Origin of the sequence: Formosimonas limnophila (assembly GCF_014652675.1) — a bacterium.
Classification (GTDB): Bacteria; Pseudomonadota; Gammaproteobacteria; order Burkholderiales; family Burkholderiaceae; genus Hydromonas; species Hydromonas limnophila.
This window is the reverse complement of the sequence record NZ_BMZG01000001.1, coordinates 266,430-284,270: the sequence shown is the minus strand read 5'-3', so window position 1 is coordinate 284,270 and position 17,841 is coordinate 266,430. Positions and strand designations below refer to the sequence as shown.

General features: G+C 46.0%; 19 protein-coding genes. 4 read left to right on the top strand and 15 right to left on the bottom strand.

All coding sequences use genetic code 11. The features are described from left to right. Positions 1 to 170: 170 nt before the first annotated feature. The 3 genes from IE082_RS01315 to IE082_RS01305 all read right to left on the bottom strand — a co-directional run bounded on the left by IE082_RS01315 (position 171) and on the right by IE082_RS01305 (position 2,139). Positions 171 to 347, bottom strand: a complete 177-nt coding sequence (locus IE082_RS01315; RefSeq protein ID WP_229809663.1) for a hypothetical protein — start codon at positions 345 to 347, stop codon at positions 171 to 173. Between the two features lie 232 nt (positions 348 to 579). Beyond that, positions 580 to 843 (bottom strand): hypothetical protein, encoded by a 264-nt coding sequence (locus tag IE082_RS01310; protein ID WP_189490540.1) that lies wholly within the window; start codon positions 841 to 843, stop codon positions 580 to 582. Positions 844 to 906: 63 nt separating this feature from the next. Then, a complete protein-coding gene (locus IE082_RS01305; protein ID WP_229809662.1) occupies positions 907 to 2,139 on the bottom strand; it encodes a pyridoxal phosphate-dependent aminotransferase in 1,233 nt (410 codons plus the stop codon). 253 nt (positions 2,140 to 2,392) lie between these two features. Between IE082_RS01305 and IE082_RS01300 the strand changes: the two genes are divergently transcribed. The 3 genes from IE082_RS01300 to IE082_RS01290 all read left to right on the top strand — a co-directional run bounded on the left by IE082_RS01300 (position 2,393) and on the right by IE082_RS01290 (position 4,651). Then, the gene (locus IE082_RS01300; RefSeq protein WP_189490538.1) at positions 2,393 to 2,773 is read left to right on the top strand and encodes an Mth938-like domain-containing protein; all 381 of its coding nucleotides are present in this window, start codon (positions 2,393 to 2,395) and stop codon (positions 2,771 to 2,773) included. Between the two features lie 20 nt (positions 2,774 to 2,793). Beyond that, positions 2,794 to 3,273 carry a peroxiredoxin gene (locus IE082_RS01295; protein ID WP_189490536.1) on the top strand — a complete coding sequence of 160 codons (480 nt, stop codon included), beginning with the start codon at positions 2,794 to 2,796 and terminating at the stop codon, positions 3,271 to 3,273. A gap of 184 nt (positions 3,274 to 3,457) precedes the next feature. Continuing rightward, positions 3,458 to 4,651, top strand: a complete 1,194-nt coding sequence (locus tag IE082_RS01290) for an amino acid aminotransferase (RefSeq protein WP_189490533.1) — start codon at positions 3,458 to 3,460, stop codon at positions 4,649 to 4,651. 63 nt (positions 4,652 to 4,714) lie between these two features. Here IE082_RS01290 and IE082_RS01285 read toward each other — a convergent pair whose 3' ends face one another. The 3 genes from IE082_RS01285 to earP all read right to left on the bottom strand — a co-directional run bounded on the left by IE082_RS01285 (position 4,715) and on the right by earP (position 7,683). Then, entirely contained in the window at positions 4,715 to 5,611 is an 897-nt protein-coding gene (locus IE082_RS01285) for a sterol desaturase family protein (RefSeq protein ID WP_229809661.1), read from the bottom strand. 175 nt (positions 5,612 to 5,786) lie between these two features. Further along, entirely contained in the window at positions 5,787 to 6,347 is a 561-nt protein-coding gene (gene efp / locus IE082_RS01280) for an elongation factor P (protein WP_189490532.1), read from the bottom strand. Between the two features lie 190 nt (positions 6,348 to 6,537). Continuing rightward, positions 6,538 to 7,683 carry an elongation factor P maturation arginine rhamnosyltransferase EarP gene (gene earP / locus IE082_RS01275; RefSeq protein WP_189490530.1) on the bottom strand — a complete coding sequence of 382 codons (1,146 nt, stop codon included), beginning with the start codon at positions 7,681 to 7,683 and terminating at the stop codon, positions 6,538 to 6,540. A gap of 105 nt (positions 7,684 to 7,788) precedes the next feature. On the opposite strand from earP, the gene hslO reads away from it, so the two are divergent. Continuing rightward, positions 7,789 to 8,697 carry an Hsp33 family molecular chaperone HslO gene (gene hslO, locus IE082_RS01270; protein WP_189490529.1) on the top strand — a complete coding sequence of 303 codons (909 nt, stop codon included), beginning with the start codon at positions 7,789 to 7,791 and terminating at the stop codon, positions 8,695 to 8,697. A gap of 132 nt (positions 8,698 to 8,829) precedes the next feature. Here hslO and IE082_RS01265 read toward each other — a convergent pair whose 3' ends face one another. The 9 genes from IE082_RS01265 to IE082_RS01225 form a co-directional block, all read right to left on the bottom strand. Further along, on the bottom strand, positions 8,830 to 9,423 hold the full coding sequence (locus IE082_RS01265; protein ID WP_189490527.1) for a YdcF family protein: 594 nt from the start codon (positions 9,421 to 9,423) through the stop codon (positions 8,830 to 8,832). A 30-nt stretch (positions 9,424 to 9,453) separates the two neighbouring features. Then, the gene (locus tag IE082_RS01260) at positions 9,454 to 9,771 is read right to left on the bottom strand and encodes a septum formation initiator family protein (RefSeq protein WP_189490525.1); all 318 of its coding nucleotides are present in this window, start codon (positions 9,769 to 9,771) and stop codon (positions 9,454 to 9,456) included. 126 nt (positions 9,772 to 9,897) lie between these two features. Next, a complete protein-coding gene (eno, locus tag IE082_RS01255) occupies positions 9,898 to 11,181 on the bottom strand; it encodes a phosphopyruvate hydratase (protein ID WP_189490523.1) in 1,284 nt (427 codons plus the stop codon). Positions 11,182 to 11,326: 145 nt separating this feature from the next. Further along, entirely contained in the window at positions 11,327 to 11,617 is a 291-nt protein-coding gene (locus tag IE082_RS01250; protein WP_189490521.1) for a DUF1330 domain-containing protein, read from the bottom strand. A gap of 75 nt (positions 11,618 to 11,692) precedes the next feature. Further along, positions 11,693 to 12,556 carry a 3-deoxy-8-phosphooctulonate synthase gene (gene kdsA, locus IE082_RS01245; RefSeq protein ID WP_189490520.1) on the bottom strand — a complete coding sequence of 288 codons (864 nt, stop codon included), beginning with the start codon at positions 12,554 to 12,556 and terminating at the stop codon, positions 11,693 to 11,695. A 55-nt stretch (positions 12,557 to 12,611) separates the two neighbouring features. Further along, positions 12,612 to 14,945: an EcoAI/FtnUII family type I restriction enzme subunit R gene (hsdR, locus tag IE082_RS01240; RefSeq protein ID WP_189490518.1), complete on the bottom strand. Its 2,334-nt coding sequence runs from the start codon at positions 14,943 to 14,945 to the stop codon at positions 12,612 to 12,614. Further along, the gene (locus IE082_RS01235; RefSeq protein WP_189490516.1) at positions 14,942 to 15,928 is read right to left on the bottom strand and encodes a virulence RhuM family protein/type II toxin-antitoxin system death-on-curing family toxin; all 987 of its coding nucleotides are present in this window, start codon (positions 15,926 to 15,928) and stop codon (positions 14,942 to 14,944) included. Before IE082_RS01235 ends, hsdR begins: the two co-directional genes overlap by 4 nt. Further along, positions 15,925 to 17,430 carry a restriction endonuclease subunit S gene (locus tag IE082_RS01230; protein WP_189490514.1) on the bottom strand — a complete coding sequence of 502 codons (1,506 nt, stop codon included), beginning with the start codon at positions 17,428 to 17,430 and terminating at the stop codon, positions 15,925 to 15,927. The genes IE082_RS01235 and IE082_RS01230 overlap by 4 nt, the downstream gene beginning before the upstream one ends. Then, positions 17,427 to 17,840, bottom strand: a complete 414-nt coding sequence (locus IE082_RS01225; protein ID WP_189490512.1) for a nucleotidyltransferase substrate binding protein — start codon at positions 17,838 to 17,840, stop codon at positions 17,427 to 17,429. Before IE082_RS01225 ends, IE082_RS01230 begins: the two co-directional genes overlap by 4 nt. Position 17,841: the final 1 nt, after the last annotated feature.

Sequence of the window (17,841 nt, the reverse complement as noted above, 5' to 3'; positions counted from 1 at the left end):
GTGATCATTTCTATTAAAAAAACACGCGAATTTCTGATGTCGCGCGCTGCATTCTACCGCATTTGCCACAAAAGCGAGAATGAACGCTGTAATTGATTGACCAACAAAAAAACAGCCGAAGCTGTTTTTTATATTCTCCATCGATTTCGCGAAACAAATAGATAATAGACTTAGACTGCCAAATTTTTCGTCACAAAAAATACTACTGCTGATGGAACGCCGAAATTTAACAACAAAAATGGTATCTCTTCCATAAAACCATAGCCGTAGCTGATACCAATCGACATGTTATAGGCCGCTGCGGCAAAACAGAGTGGAATGAACCATTTGGCAGCGGTGGCCATCATGGCGTTACCGCCAATGAGTTTAGCAATGAGCAATATCACGGCAAGAACGGCAAAAGCGGTGAGTAAAAATTGAACAGGACGAATGAATTTCTCCTAAAAATCAAGACTAATTAAGCCATCATAGAGGATTATTTTCAAAATCAGGTTTTTTTGAGTTGATTTTTTTGTAGATGCCGTCAGCAGTCACGTTATGCCCAAATCCACAATCAATATCGTTCCCCCGTGTACTGACTCACAATGTTTTGTTAACAAACCGCAAAATCAGCTCACAGTTTGCATCGGGCTGAGGTTTAAAAATTGCGGTGTTGCCTTTAATCTGAGCAATGCCATCGGCCTGTCCCATATTGGCCATAAGCGAGCCATCGTCTAAAGTGTACTCATAAACGCTATTGAATGAGACTTCTAAGCGCTGCTGTCCCAAAGCCCAAATCTGAAATTCACCGAAGTGGCTTTTCCATGTACCATTAACACTGCTGCGCAGTGACAATTGTTTCACGTGCGAACAATGGCAAACTCAACGCCGCGAGCAGCACCACCATACCAATCATTTTGGGGTTTTTCATACAACTGCTCTTTCCCGATAGTCTTTAAGAAACTTCGCAAATCGGCCAATGGCTTCGCGCAGCTCATCCTCAATTGGTAAAAACACAAAGCGCAGGTGATCATGCGCGTGCCAATTAAAACCTGTGCCCTGCACAACCAACACTTTCTCTTTTTCCAAAAACTCTAGGACAAAAGACTGGTCATCCTCAATCGGATAGACCTTTGGATCAAGTCGTGGAAACAGATACATCGCCGCTTTTGGCTTAACGCAGGACACCCCTGGTATCTCGCTGATGAGCTGATAAGCCAAATCACGTTGGCGCGCCAGTCGTCCTGTGGGCGCAACAAGGTCGTCAATACTTTGATAACCACCCAAAGCGGTTTGGATGGTGTGCTGACCTGGTGCATTGGCGCACAGGCGCATGGAGGCAAGCATCACAAGCCCTTCGATGTAGCCAGAGGCTGATTCTTTCGCACCAGACAGAACCATCCAGCCCGCGCGGTAGCCGCAAGCACGGTAGTTTTTAGACAAACCATTCATGGTCACAAAAAACACGTCATCGGCCAGAGAAGCGACGGACGTATGACTGTGGCCATCATATAAAACACGGTCATAGATTTCGTCAGCCATCACCACGAGGTTATGCTCGCGTGCGATGTCGACGATTTGCTGCAAAATCTCATCCGAATACAAAGCACCCGTTGGGTTGTTAGGATTAATCACCACAATCGCTTTGGTGTTTGAGGTGATTTTTGACTTAATGTCCTCAATGGATGGATTCCACTCATTGTCCTCATCACACAGATAGTGAACAGGCGTCCCGCCCGCCAACGTCGTCGCCGCCGTCCAAAGCGGGTAATCTGGCATCGGAATCAACACTTCATCGCCCACATTGAGTAAAGCATGCATGGCAAAGCCAATTAACTCAGAGACACCATTACCGATAATGATGTCATCGAGTGTCACACCTTTGATGCGCTTTTGCTGCGTATAGTGCATGATGGCTTTGCGCGCGCCAAAAATCCCTTTTGAATCTGTGTATCCTGCCGCATTGGGCAGGTTTTTGGCTAAGTCCTGTTCCATTTCCTCTGGCACCGTGAAATTGAAGGCGGCCAAGTTACCGATATTGAGCTTAATAATGCGCGCGCCCTCTGCCTCCATTTGGTTGGCTTTTTGCATCACAGGGCCACGAATATCGTAGCAAACATTGTCTAATTTATGGGATTTCTTGATGGGCTTGACGGACACGACGATTCCTAATGGTTGATTTGATTGAATGACTGCATTTTTGTGTATAGCGGCACTTTATTTTCATGTCATCGTCACCATTTATGGTGGATAATGAGTGCACAAAAACTGGCTGAAAACAACCTGCATTTCCAGCAGTGTACACGAGAGGAATTAAATTTTCCACGCTTTAACCTGAAAATATAATTTTTTTGTTATTTTTTATGGTTTCAGCTTGTTTTTTAGAATTATTTATACAGGCTTGCACAAAAACATGAATTTCCAACCTGACATCAACCCAAATCAAAACACCATCACCGCCATTGATGCGCAAGCAATTCACGTCAATCAGCAACCTCATTCAAGCAGCCTGCTCATTTCACCTGAAGGGGCCTTGACACCCATTCACGCATCAAGACCTGAAGAGTTATCTGATTTGATGTGGCAAACCATTATCGCCCAACAACCCGAAGTACTCATCATCGGCACAGGTACGAAACAACACTTCATTTCCCCTGCCCGATTAGCGCCGCTCTACAACGCAAAAATTGGGGTCGAGTGTATGTCCTCAGACGCCGCCGCCCGCACTTATAACGTCCTCATGAGCGAAGGCCGTCAAGTACTCGCCCTGATTCTTTTACCCATTCCTCAATAAAACCATCCACGAAGGCCATCATGACTGTCACACTGAACCAAACCATCCCTGACATTTCTGTTCCTCTCACCACACTACAAAGTGGTGAGTACGCCTCTTTTTCGCTCTCTGAGTATCGTGGCAAAAAGATCGTTTTGTATTTTTACCCCAAAGACAACACGCCAGGCTGCACCAATGAGTCCATCGCTTTTCGTGATGCAATAGATCAATTTTCAGCTCTTAATACGCTCATTTTTGGGGTCTCACGAGACTCGCTCAAGTCACATGACCGCTTTAAAGAGAAGCTGGATTTGCCCTTTGAACTGATTGCAGACACAGAAGAATTGCTATGCCAGCAATTTGATGTCATCAAACAAAAAATGATGTATGGCAAACAAGTCCGTGGTATCGAGCGCAGCACATTCATCATTGATGAACAAGGCCAACTGGTGCACGAGTGGCGAAAAGTTAAAGTTGCCGATCATGTCAACGAAGTTTTAAAGACTGTAGAAGCACTCTGATCAAAACAACACGCGACCGCATTTTTATCAAGAACCCATCCATCATACAATCATCATGCAAAAAAACCACTAAACCCTCAGTGGCTTTTTGCATGATGATATAACAGTACTTTTGGCCTTTTAAATTATAGCAATCCCCAGTATAATCAAGCTTTTCGCTCACCCTAAACGATAAGGCACAATCATGTTTGAACACGTTGACGTTTACCCTGGCGACCCAATTTTGGGTTTGGTTGATTCATTCAAGAAAGACCCTCGTGCAGACAAGGTCAATCTGGGTATTGGTTTGTATTATGACGAAAACGGCGTGATTCCTTTGCTGCCTTCTGTGGTCAAAGCTGAAACCCATCTAGCGACACATCTCGAAGCACGCCCTTACCTGCCGATGGAAGGTTTGGCGGGGTTCCGCACAGCGATTCAAAACTTATTGTTTGGTGAGAAACACGAAGCAGTGCTCAACAAACGTGTTGCCACCGTTCAAGCCATCGGTGCATCTGGCGCTTTACGCATCGGTGCTGACTTTCTGAAAAAATACTTTCCGACAAGCGATTTGTACGTGTCTGACCCGACATGGGACAATCACCGTGCGATTTTCGAAGCAGCAGGCTTCAATGTAAAAACTTATCCATACTACGACTCAGTCTCAGGTGGCGTGAAATTTAGCGAAATGCTCGACACACTCAAGTCATTGCCCGCAAAAACCGTGGTTTTGCTGCACCCATGCTGCCACAACCCGACAGGTGTTGACTTAACCACTGAGCAATGGAAAGAAGTCATCGCAGTGGTCAAAGACAAGCAGCTCATCGCATTCATGGACATCGCTTACCAAGGTTTCGGCGACGGCATCGAAGAAGACGCGATTGCGATTCGCTTAATGGCCGAAGCAGGTGTAAGTTTCTTCGTGTCAAACTCATACTCAAAAAATCTCTCATACTACGGCGAGCGTTCAGGCGGTTTGTCTGCAGTATGTAAAGATGCTGCAGAGGCCGAAGTTGTTTTGGGTCAACTCAAACTAACCATCCGTAAAAACTACTCATCACCCGCTTATCACGTCTCAACCGTGACGGCAGCAGTGATGAACGAGCCTGAATTACGTACGATGTGGGAAGGTGAAGTCACCGAAATGCGTACCCGCATCAAAGCCATGCGCCAAAAGCTCTATGATGTGCTCACAGCAAAAGTCGCAGGCAAAGACTTTTCGTACTTGCTCAAACAACGCGGTATGTTCAGCTACACAGGATTATCTGCTGACCAAGTTGACCGTTTGCGCGAGGAATTTGCCGTGTACATGGTCAAATCAGGCCGTATGTGCGTCGCAGGTCTAAACAACCACAACGTCGATAAAGTCGCGAATGCCATGGCTGCGGTGATGGCATAACCACTGGCGAACCTGTCAAAAAAAGCCAATGGTTTTCACCGTTGGCTTTTTTGTATTTTGTGTTTAGGTTTTCAGCGCGGCTTGCATCTGTTTGCTGGTCTGCTTACTACCATCATGGCTCCAACCTGGCGGGCCAAAAATATATTTAAGTCGTTGCCCCACCGTCAAGTTTGACTGGGTGGCATCTTTCCAAATCGCTTCAAACTCATGGGTAATCGTCTTCACAGGATGAAGCTCTTGCTCAGGTGTCAGTGGTGTGACGATACCGTAACGCACAGGCTCGTTGTCTTGCTCAGGTTTAAACGTGCCAAAAATTTTGTCCCAAATAATCAAGAACATACCCATGTTTTTGTCTAAATAAACCACATTCGAGGCATGATGCACACGATGGTGCGACGGTGTAACCATAAAGTGCTCAAACACACCCATTTTTTTAATCGTCTGCGTGTGAATCAATGTGCCGTAAATCTGCGTAGCGGCGTATGAAAACATGATGTGCAGCGGCTCAAAACCCAAAAACGCCACGGGCATGAAATAAAAATACCGATACAGCGGCTGAAAGACAGGTGAACGAAAACCCGTAGTGATGTTGAAATGCTCCGAGCTATGATGTGTGATGTGCACCGCCCAAAATAATCGAATATGATGATCCATGAAGTGGTGCACATAGTACGCAAAATCTTGCAGTAAAACTAAAATCAGCCAGTACAGCCACACATTTTCAACCTCTATCACTCGATGCGTATACGCCCAGCCGAGCATAAAAAAGGCAAAGCCTTTCATGACCAAATCAAGGCCAATGTTGATCAATGCAAAATACAGGTTCTTGAGCAAATCACCTTGTCGGTACAGGTTCAGTGATTGGCGATGCGAAAAAAACATCTCTGCCAAAATCACGGCGACAAAAAACGGCACCGAATAGGTGTACAGCACTTCCTGATTTAACCAATCTGGCATCATGACTCCTATTTTGATTTTGCCACAAACACTTTAGAGGATGCACAAACACATCCCGATGAAGCAAATAAGTTAATCCCGAAAAAATCGCCTCAGTTTTCTCGAGCGATTACAGTCTATAGATGGAAAAAAGGCCAACAAATACAGGATTTGCTGGCCGATTTTCGCATCGTGCTGATTACTTCACACGTGAACGGTATTCGTTGGTGCGCGTGTCGATTTCAATTTTGTCACCCGTGTCAACGAACAATGGCACTGGGATTTCAAAACCCGTTGCGATTTTCGCTGCTTTGAGCACACGACCAGAAGATGTATCCCCTTTAACCGCAGGTTCTGTGTACGTCACTTCACGTACAATCACTGTGTCGAGTTCGACAGAAATTGGACGCTCTTGGTAAAACACCACATCGCATTCCATTGCGTCTTCGAGGTAATTTAGTGCATCTCCCATGCTTTCAGCTTCGATGTCGTACTGATTGTACTCTGCATCCATGAACACATACATTGGATCGTTGAAGTATGAGTAAGTCACACGTTTTTTGTCAAGCACCACAACGTCAAGCTTGTCATCTGCGCTAAATACGTTTTCAGAACCCGCACCTGTGAGCAAGTCTTTCATTTTCATTTTGATGACCGCGCCTGAGCGACCTGAGCGGCTGTATTCGGTTTTGAGGACAACTTTGGCGTTGCCATCGAGCATAAATACGTTACCAACGCGCAATTCTTGTGCAATTTTCATAATAAGACCTAAAGAAGTACGGACAACGAAGCTTTACTAAAAAATAAAAACTGATCGTTACCGTAAGTAGAGTTAAAAATCCATCAGACAAACCCCTGATAAATTTTGTGATAAAACCAATAATGTTTCACTCAGATGAGCAATAACGCAAAAATCTTTGCTAAAAATCAACGCAGCATTATAACGACTTTTACCCATAAACACCACATCGTCGCGCCAATTGTTGCGCCAAACCATCAACTTGCGCCCATTCATCGGACTTTTTGCGGGCGTGACGTTGTAAATCGGACCACTCAACCATCAAAGCAGTCCATGCAGAGGCCGCATCAAATCTAATATCGCCATTCCAAAACCGCAGCCAGTTCTGCCAGACAGCACACGCAGCGGCAGCATTGGTCGATAAATCATCAGAATACAACGCCATGAATGCATCAAGTTTCGGCCAATGCGCCCCATCGCTTTGCTCATAAATCTGCCACACAAACGGCACACCCGCCCACAATGCTCGAACCAGAGAGTCCTCGCCACGAACAAAATTTAAATCGCTACCCCACAGCAGTTCATCGAATCGATTTTGCGCCAGCATCGGCATAAACGCTACCGACAAAGCCCCTTGCTGATATGACGAAAGAAAGCCCAACGTCTGCCAAGCAGCACGCAGTGCAGTACTCGCCTGCCCCGCCGTCACCGCCAATTGAATCGGCACAGATGAGTTCACCAAACAAGGCAACCAAGTCAGCAAAGGCATCCGCTCATAACCAAACAAAGTGATTTTCAGCGCATCATCCACATACTCAAAACCAGTTAGCTCTGCCCAAACCATCGTTTTATCCAGCGCATCACGCTGAGCCAGTAATCCACGCTCACGAAGCAACCCGCCTGTTTTAGCAGTAAACCCAGGGAAGAAAAACACCCGTTCCAACCCGCCCTGCTTGGGTGAGCTCATCAAATGGCAGTCCTGCGCCCAGGTTTCGGCCGTCATATACTCAAGATTAATCCAGCGTGGCGCATCACCTGTCATCGCACGTCGTACCGCCATCGTGTTGATATACTTTTCGGGTGCTTTGCAGTCGAAAGCCTCAACAACCACATCAGCAACCTGTACAGCCTCCCAAGCCACCTCCTCTGACCAGCACATGACCGTAACACCTGCAACGTCTTGCGTCTCCAAAAGCACATCGACAGACGGCCAAATCGCAGCCAGTGAAGTCACATCATCCACCCACAGCCGTACGTTTTGACCGTACTCTGCGCTCAATTGACGCACCAGTCGCCAACACACGCCAATGTCACCAAAGTTATCCACCACCCGACAAAAAACATCCCAACGCAGCATAAATACCCCATCAATTAAAGCCGATTTACAACGGCTCTATAGCTCATTTCACTAGAAACAGCAAACTCGCGTAAAATACCACATTTCCCAAAGTCAAAAAACACCATGTCCGACACACTACACCGATTTTTATTCAAAGATGCGCCTGTCAAAGGCGAACTCGTTCATTTACCAAAGACATGGCGCGATGTCCGCGCCTATCGCCGCTATCCTGCAGCGGTCGAAAAAATCATGGGTGAGTTGGTTGCCGCCAGTGCCCTGCTCTGCGCCAATCTTAAATTCGATGGCAGCCTCGTGATGCAAATCCATGGTGATGGTCCTATTATTTTGCTCGTCGCTGAGTGTCGCGCCGACCTCACAGTTCGCGCCACGGCCAAATTGCGCGAAAATGCCGTCATCACCGACGACATGACGCTCGCACAACTCATCAACACCAACGGCCAAGGTCGTTTCGCCATCACGCTTGACCCAAACAACCGCCAAGAAGGCCAGCAACCTTACCAAGGCATCGTGCCACTCACAGGCGAGTCGATGGCAGACATCCTCATGCACTACATGACCAGTTCTGAGCAGTTAGACACAGTGATTCAGTTGTCTGCCGATGATGACAATGCTGCAGGTTTTCTGCTACAGCGCTTGCCTGACCATGGCGGTGGCATGAATACTGAGTTTGCCAGTACGTGGGATGACATTGCCCACATTGGCCGCACGCTCGGTGCTGATGAGTTATTAAAAAATGACACTGATACGCTCATGCATCGTTTGTTTTGGGAGCAGCCACGCGATACGCACACCACGGAGCCTGTGCAATTTGCTTGCACCTGCTCACCCACCAAAGTCGCCAACATGATTACTTTGCTGGGTGAAGATGAGGCCACCGACATGCTCGATGACAACCTTGAAGTCAATGTCTCATGCGATTTCTGTGGGCAACACTATATGCTCAGTGCCGCTCAGGTTCATGAGTTATTTACCCCAGAAGCAAATGCCCATTTAAACAGCAAGCTCCATTAAAGTAATAGAAACTCCTAAAAACCACGAAAAGACGCGATAAGTCGCGTCTTTTGATTTTTCCCTTACCAGTCATCACCTTAGTTCAAAAACCGAACCAAACTCATGATCCTGAAGTTAAGTAGAAAAAGCGCTTCAAATACCCGCCACCCAATAAGCCCAAGTGGTTTTGACCTCACGCCACACAAACCCGATTTTTTTTGAGGTCGACTGATAAACCGAATATGGTGTCGGAGCACCCACCACCTGCAACCCTTCATCTTTAGCCATCTGCACCGCACGTGCCAAATGCCACTCATCGCTGATGACCAAGGCATTTTTTAAATTCAAATCAACCATGCGCTTCTTTGCTTCTCGGATGTTTTCTAAGGTCGTGGTAGAGACTTCATCAAGGGTGATGGCAGAGGCAGGAATCCCCTTAGACAACGCATAAGCCTTCGCCACTGCCGCTTCAGATAAGTCTTTAGCAGGATTTTTATCGCGATACCCGCCCGTAAAAATTAGCTGGTCAACGCGCTTTTTCTGGTATAACTCAATCGCGTAATCCACACGCGCTTTTAGTGCGTTGGACATTTGGTTTTGAGACGTAGCGGCACCGAGCACAATGGCTGCTTGCGCATGAGTCTGTGGAGAAATCGGATTGACCGCGAGAATGCGCCAAAGCGGCGCGGAGACAATCAGCAGCGACAATATTGCCAATGCCAACAAGCGTTTTATCCAAGCCAGCATCGCCATGTCCCCTGATGATTAAATTGGTTTTTAGGGTTTAACGCTGTCTGCTACTGGCGCAGGTGCTGTGGGATTAACCTCAGAAGGCTGATCCATCACCTGTACAAAAACCTCATCTCGTTTCACCATGCCCAGCTGCAAGCGCGCCCGTTCCTGTAGCGCATCACTACCTTGTTTGAGGTCTTGCACATCGGCTTGCAATGCGGCATTTCGATAAATGAGTTCTTGATTGATTTTTTGCTGCTCAGCAATTTTTTTGCGGGTTTTGTACACGTCATAGTACCCCGTCCACAGTGGCCACTGTAACGCAACAACAATCAACAATAAAAACAACGGTAAACGACGCATGGCTGTATCCCAGCAAGGACAATAATTGCCCAAATTATAATAGTTATTGCACTTAAGTGCTTGATTTAGCCAATAAAAAAGCGTGGACGAATCCACGCTTTTGAGCAAATAAACCTGAAAACCCTGTTACTTGATGCAGTAAAACGCTCGTTTACCAGGATAGCTGGCTGTTTCACCTAAGGCTTCTTCGATGCGCAGCAATTGATTGTACTTCGCCACACGGTCGGAACGTGACAAAGAACCTGTTTTGATTTGCAGTGCGTTGCAACCAACAGCGATGTCCGCGATCGTTGAGTCCTCAGTTTCACCTGAACGATGACTAATCACAGCGGTGTAACCCGCGCGCTTGGCCATTTCTATGGCCGCGAAAGTCTCTGTCAATGTGCCGATTTGGTTGATTTTGATGAGAATCGAGTTAGCGATGCCTTTATCGATGCCTTCTTTCAAAATCTTCGTATTGGTCACAAACAAGTCATCACCAACGATTTGGATTTTTTTGCCGAGGATGTCGGTCAGGTATTTCCAGCCATCCCAGTCACCTTCAGCCATGCCATCTTCGATGGTGATGATGGGGAATTTATCAACGAGATTGGCCAAGTAATCAGCCATTTCTTTACTTGATAAGCTCAAGTTTTCACCTGGTAACTCATACTTGCCGTTCTTATAGAACTCGGATGCCGCGCAATCCAAACCAATGAGGATTTGCTCGCCTGCTTTATATCCTGCTACATCGATCGCTTGCAACACAGTGTTTAAGCATTCTTCGTTGGATTGGAAGTTCGGCGCAAAGCCACCTTCGTCGCCCACGGCGGTGTTCATGCCTTTGTCATGCAGGATTTTTTTCAGTGCGTGGAAAACCTCCGCCCCCGCACGCAACGCTTCGCGGAACGAGTCAAAACCCGCTGGAATGACCATGAACTCTTGAAACTCAAGATTATTGTCAGCGTGCGCACCACCATTCACGATGTTCATCATCGGGACAGGCAGCTCCATCGCACCAGAACCACCGAAGTAACGGTACAGCGGCAAACCTACTTCTTGTGCTGATGCACGCGCCACAGCCATAGACACTGCGAGCAAAGCATTCGCGCCGAGGTTTGATTTATTTTCTGTGCCATCAAGCTCGATGAGCGTGCGGTCAATATTCGCTTGCTCGGTTGCTTCCATGCCGATGATGGCATCTGCGATGATGGTATTGATGTGGTCAACGGCTTTTAACACGCCTTTGCCCAAATAACGTGACTTATCACCGTCACGCAACTCAATCGCCTCACGCGAGCCAGTCGAAGCACCCGAGGGCACCGCGGCACGCGCTGTTGCGCCTGACTCTAATAAAATTTCGCATTCCACAGTTGGATTGCCGCGCGAATCCAAAATCTCGCGTCCAACGATGTCCATAATAGCACTCATGCTTACTCCTTGATTTTATAAAAAAATAATGCCGAACCCTCAGTCAGCTGATTTTTAACGTTGAACAAGTCAACAACAACTCTACGATATTAAAGCAAAAATGGTTTTGCCATTGCACAAAAATGATGCACCAGCAAATCCAGAGTCACATCAGTCCCTCAACAATCACCATATTCGCCACCGATGCACCCGCTCGCAGCTCCCGTGCTGCTCGATAAGTCACCGAGTCATAAAACGCCTGTGCTTTTTCCATCGAACCGAACCTCATAATCACCGTGCGCGGATAAAACTCACCTTCGAGAATCACCTGTGTGCCGCCACGCACGAGGATTTCGGCGTTGTGCTCCGTCATCGCTTGTGATGATAAAACACGGTATTTATCGTATTGTTCGGTATCGGTGATATTGACGTTGACGATGACGTAAGCTGGATTCATGAAACACTTTCTACAGGTAGAGAAAAACTGCACCGGACGTCAAAGAGCGCCAGCAAATTTTAGAGAGTCAGTGATTTACCACGTATTAAAATTGTCTTCCAAAAACACGCCATTCGCTTTCACCGCGACGTCCAGAGCCTTGAGCGTCACGAGCAACTCTTTCATGCGCGAGAGCGGCACTGCATTCGGGCCATCTGACCATGCTTCATTTGGATTCGGGTGAGTTTCCATGAACAATCCCGAGATTCCAGCAGCTACCGCGGCGCGTGCAAGCACAGGGACGAATTCGCGCTGACCACCGCTGGTCGTACCTTGCCCACCTGGGAGTTGAACTGAGTGCGTCGCGTCAAAAACCACAGGGGCGCCCGATTCACGCATGATTGCGAGACTGCGCATATCTGAGACGAGGTTGTTGTAACCGAAGCTCACACCGCGCTCACACGCGAGGAAATTATCCTCCTCTAATCCCAACTCACGAGCAGCACTGCGGGCTTTTTCCACCACATTTTTCATGTCTGATGGTGCGAGAAACTGGCCTTTTTTGATGTTCACAGGCTTACCGCTTTGCGCGACGGCGCGGATAAAGTCCGTTTGACGGCACAGAAACGCGGGGGTTTGCAACACATCCACCACACTGGCGACTTCTTTGATTTGGTCAATTTCGTGAACATCGGTCAGAATCGGCACGCCGATTTGACGACGAACCTCATCGAGAATTTTCAACCCACCATCAATGCCAACACCACGTTTGGTGTTGCCTGACGAGCGGTTGGCTTTATCGAACGAGCCTTTATAAATGAGTGGAATGCCTAACTCAGTGGTCATTTCCTTAAGCTGCCCTGCCACGTCAATGCTCATCTCAAGCCCCTCAATTGAGCAAGTACCCGCGATGAGAAAAAAAGGTTGGTTCAAACCAACGCTGTAACCACATAGTTTCATTTTTAGCCCTTATAGACGCTTAATTAATCAATATTTTATACCATCCAAACACAGCCTAAGCGACTACTTCTTGGTACAAATGTTTTTGAAAATCAACAAACAACCGACTGATATTTGCCACATCACCCAAAATTGTTTTGGCATCCTCCAGTGATTGATATTTATTTGCCAACAAAATAGGCAACTTTTCTTGGTCAAGCTCATCGACACCTGTTTCGACGTATTGGCTCAACACGAATAAGATGAACTCTTTTTGGTTATCGTTAAGCACACTAAACATCGTCACTTCTGCTGCTTTAGCTCGTTTTTCTCGTGTAGGTGCATCGTAGTCAAAGTGGCGATAGACATATTCCAATACATCATACAAATCACTTTTTTCCATATTAACCAAGCGTTGCAGCTCAGACAAAACCTCTTTTGAATACCCCTCGTCTTTGAGCTTATCTAAAAAAGCTTTTCTTGTCGCAGGCTGACTCCAAAGCTCTCGCAACTCATGCTCGTCTTTGAAAAACTGTGGCAATTGGCCGTAAATGTTTTGCAAAAATTCTTCGGCAGAAATAGGATTACCCTCCGAATTTAGAAATGCAGTGGTCACAAAGTGTTTCAACTCAAAAACTTTACCGCTACGCAATTTGATTTTGATGGCTTGCTGGCGTTCTTTCTCTTCTTTTGGTTTTTGAGATGAAAGCGAGTCAATTTGTTTTTTTGTTTGCAAATGACCGTCCTCTGATTGCTCTTCAGGCTCACCATCCCATTCTTTATCTTTAAAATGTTTATAGTTGTCAAAGAAATCATAAATGGTGAAAAAATCTTTACCGTCAAACAGCCGAGTCCCGCGCCCCACGATTTGCTTAAACTCAATCATTGAGCCGACAGGTCTGAGTAAAACCACGTTACGAACGTTCCGCGCATCCACGCCAGTGCTGAGTTTTTGCGAAGTGGTTAAAATGGTGGGAATGGATTTTTCATTATCCTGAAACTCACGCAAATACTGCTCACCTTGCTCGCCGTCATGAGCGGTGACCCTAACGCAATACAACGGATTTTTATCCTTCGCGTTTTGATTGATCAAATCTCGAACATAAGCGGCGTGTTGTTGACTGGCACAAAAAATAATGGTTTTTTCTTTTTGGTTGATTTCCTCTAACAGCACTTTGATGTTGTATTGCTCGTAGGCTTCTATAAACAACGCTTTGTTGTATTCCGTTTGTTTAAACTCTTGTCCTTGAGCCACTTCACCCTCAATGACTTCGTCGTCACCTGTGTAGGTATAGCCATCTGCAAAGCTGGTTTTAATGCGTTTGACCTTAAATGGCGTCAAGAAGCCATCATTGATGCCATCTTTGAGCGAATAGACATAAACAGGCTCACCAAAGTATTGATACGTATCTACATTATCCGCGCGTTTGGGCGTAGCTGTTAAGCCCAGCTGAACTGCCGAGCTAAAATATTCTAAAATACCGCGCCAATTTCCCTCATCATTCGCACCGCCACGGTGGCACTCATCGATGACAATCAAATCAAAATAATCAGCGGGATACTCGCCAAAGTACGGTGCAGGTTTTCCCTCTGCATCCGTGCCACTCATAAAAGTTTGAAAAATACTAAAAAAGATGCTGCCGTTGGTGGGCACTTTTCCATTTTTCTTTATTTCATTGGGCTTGATTCGCACCAAAGCATCATCAGGAAATGCCGAAAACGAATTGTAAGCTTGGTCAGCCAGTACGTTACGGTCGGCTAAAAATAGAATCCTCGGTCTGCGGTTGCCGTCTCGCTTTAAATTCCAACGAGTTTGAAACAGTTTCCACGCAATTTGAAAGGCAATCGCCGTTTTGCCCGTGCCAGTGGCAAGGGTCAGTAAAATTCGATCTTTGTTCTGTGCAATCGCCTCTACCGTTCGCTGAACCGCGATTTCTTGATAATAACGCAGCTGCCAGCTACCGCTTTTGTCTTCAAACGGCACATTGGCGAATCGCTCACGCCACTCATTTTGTTCTGAAAAAGTCTTCTGCCACAACGCATCAGGGCTTAAAAAGTCCTCCACCAAGCCCTCAACGCCCGTTTTCATACAGATTTGATAAATCTCTTTGCCGTTGGTGCTGTACGTGGTTTCTAATTGTAGCTTTTCGGCATACAGCTTGGCCTGCATCACGCCTTCGCCCACATCCAGCTCATCGCTTTTGGCTTCAACCACTGCCAGCTTAATGCCTTTGTACACCAGAATATAATCCGCTGTCAGGCCTTTGCCTCTGCCACCGCTGGTTTGGATTTTTCCATCAGTGATGCGGGCTTTCTCCTCCCGAAGAATCTGAGAGCCATCCACAACGCCCCAGCCGCAGGCGCGCAGCTTAGGGTCAATCAACTCTGCTCTGGTTTGTGCCTCGTTCATACCTCATCCCTAATCAGGTTCACAATCAGTTGAATCATCAAATCTTTGTCATTCGGTGCGCTTTGCGCCACCAGCAACGCAATCGCCACCAGCGCATTGTCATTGATTTTTAGCTCGCCACTGCGTTTGAATCGGTGCTTGTTTTTCTCTAAAAACCAAATGAACAAAAACGCCCCAATCCGCTTATTGCCATCGTTAAATGAATGATTTTTAATGACAAAGTACAGCAAATGCGCTGCCTGCTCCTCAATACTCGGGTACAAATACTGCCCACCAAACGACTGCACCACCGCCGATAAGGAGCTTGCAAAGCTCTCATCTTTTTCCCGACCAAATAACTCCGTGGCCTCGTTTTTCGCCATCAACTGAGTTTTTAGCTCCGCAATCGCCGCTTTGGCTTCATCGTACTGTATTTCGTAGCTGATGTGCGCCGTCAAATGGTCATTGGGCAAATTATGGCTGTCAAACTGGTTAAGCAACACAAAGGTTTTCGTATAATGGCTTAAAATATCGAGCAAGCCCTTGGCCTCGCTGCCTGCCACACCGTCGCTCTGCGCGGTTTGCTCGATCAAACGCACCATTTGCCCCAACTCGTCAAGTCGCTTTTGGTTGATGGCGTAGCCCTGTACCAAATAATCTTTCAAACGAGCGCTCGCCCATTGGCGAAATTGTGTGCCGCGTTTGGAGTTCACGCGGTAGCCCACTGACAAAATAGCGTCTAAATTGTAGTATTTCACCGATTTTGACTGGGTTTTATCAGCAATTGCGCCATGTTGCGTGGTATGTGCAAAATTTGCACATACCACTGCTTCATCAAGTTCACCTTCTTTAAAAATATTGCGCAAGTGTTTGCTGACCACCGTTCTGTCTCGCTCAAATAACTGCGCAATCTGCTCCTGAGACAGCCAAAAATTTTCACCCTCGAATTGCACTTCCACCTGTGTGGTGTTGTCTGCGGTTTGATAAATCAAAATGTCATTCATGTCGCGTCCTCGGCTGTTTTTAATTGCCCAGCAAACGCTTTTTGCAAGATGGATTTTTTTAGTTCTTCTAAGTCAGCAATTTTCTTTTGATACACGGCTTCCAGCTTTTGCGTTTCGGCTCGCAGGGCATATAATTGGCGGACGATGGTTTGTTGGTCTTCTACTGATTTTGGGAAACTAATTTTAATACTTTTCAAATTGTCGTTATACAATCTTGAAATCGTTGCTCCTTTAGTTGCCCCCCAATTACAAGCTCCGTAAAATTCAAATAGAAAGTCATTTGATACTTGCTTTTCGTCATTTTCAATCCACACAATATTTGAATCTTGAAAGTATGCTGGTTCTCCGTCATATCTTACACGCCTACCGATTGTTCCTGATGCAGAAATCAAAACATCACCTTTTTTAGGGAATGAATATTTTGCTCGGAATTCATCATAAATGTCTTTTGAAATGTAAGCATCTGGCTCTTTCCCGAAAGTGCCAATTTTATAAAATGGAATATCTCCAACGGTTGTTGTTTGTTCCTTGAAAATTCTCTTGCACATTTTGGAATTTCCAATTTCTCCGATTGTCTTTTCTTCCCAACCATCACCCTTTTTCTCAAACACCCCCTGCAAATAGCTTTCAAAAAGTTCTTTGGCGTTTTTGAGGTTTTGTTCGGCATTGGCTTTTGCCTTGGCTATGGCGGCAAAGGCTTCATCTAATATGGAAACAATGCGTTGTTGTTCGGGGAGAGGCGGAAGGGGGATTTGCAAATCTTTTATAAAAGGTAGTTTCACCCCCTGCACAGTAGCTCCTGTTCCTTCTTCAACGATTAAATGTGAAATGCTTTTGAACCATTGAAATAGAAATCCTTTGTCAAGTTGTTTAGATTTCTTTGGGACTATACCACGCAAATCTTGATTGATTGCTGTATCCTTTTCGATAAGACAAACTTTACCCAAACCAACCCTTGTTGCAATTATGACATTGCCCTTCGGGATAATATTCGTTGAACTTTTCTTTACTGCTTCTTCCGTTATTTTGAATTCAGTATCAGAGATAATTTCAGATTTCATATCTCGAACTGTTGCCCATAAAATATCTCCTTCATAGAATTTCAAATTCTTTTTTGAAGGCGTTCCGCCACCAACTACATCACAAACTTCCCCCAACTTCTTTATTTCCCAACCCTCTGGCAACCCACCTACTACCCTCTCATAAAACACCACACCCACGCGCTCGATGTGTTCCCGCAGTTTGGCGTGGTCGAGCAAATGAAACGCCGATAAATCAACGGTGTATGGTATCGACGAGTCGTCTAATTCACTGGCAATTTCACCCACCAAAGCATCATCAATCTGCTCACCGATCAGGCACAGATCAATGTCAGAGCCATTTTTAAATGTGCCTTTGGCGCGTGAGCCGTACAACATCGCTTTTTCAACTTGAGGATATTGGCTCAGTATTTCTTTGATGGATTGGGTCGTTTGGCTGGGAAGTCCATGATTCGGCATCATTCTTGCTCATACCTTTTGTTAAACTCATCTTTAAACTGATTAAACGCAGGGTAAAACCTTTCAACGATGTCGTTATAAACCTCAGTGGCAATATCTATGCGATAGGCGTGTACGGTCTTATTGCGTGCATCCACCATATCCATCCAAGCTTGTCCATCGCGTACGAGGTTTTGATTAAAGGCTTTGCGGGCGGCATTTTTAGAGCCAATAATGTCGGTAAAACCTTGTTCCTCTAAATAATCCTTTAAAACATTCCATGCCAGCTCATGGGTGAACTCGAATGCTTGAATCAAGCCTTGCTTTTCCAAATCACTTAAGGCTCGCTGATTCGATAGAACAATAGCGGATTGTAGATTACCAAATGCTCGAATAAAATTATTGAATCGTTGCTTCCAGCGTATGTCAGTCATG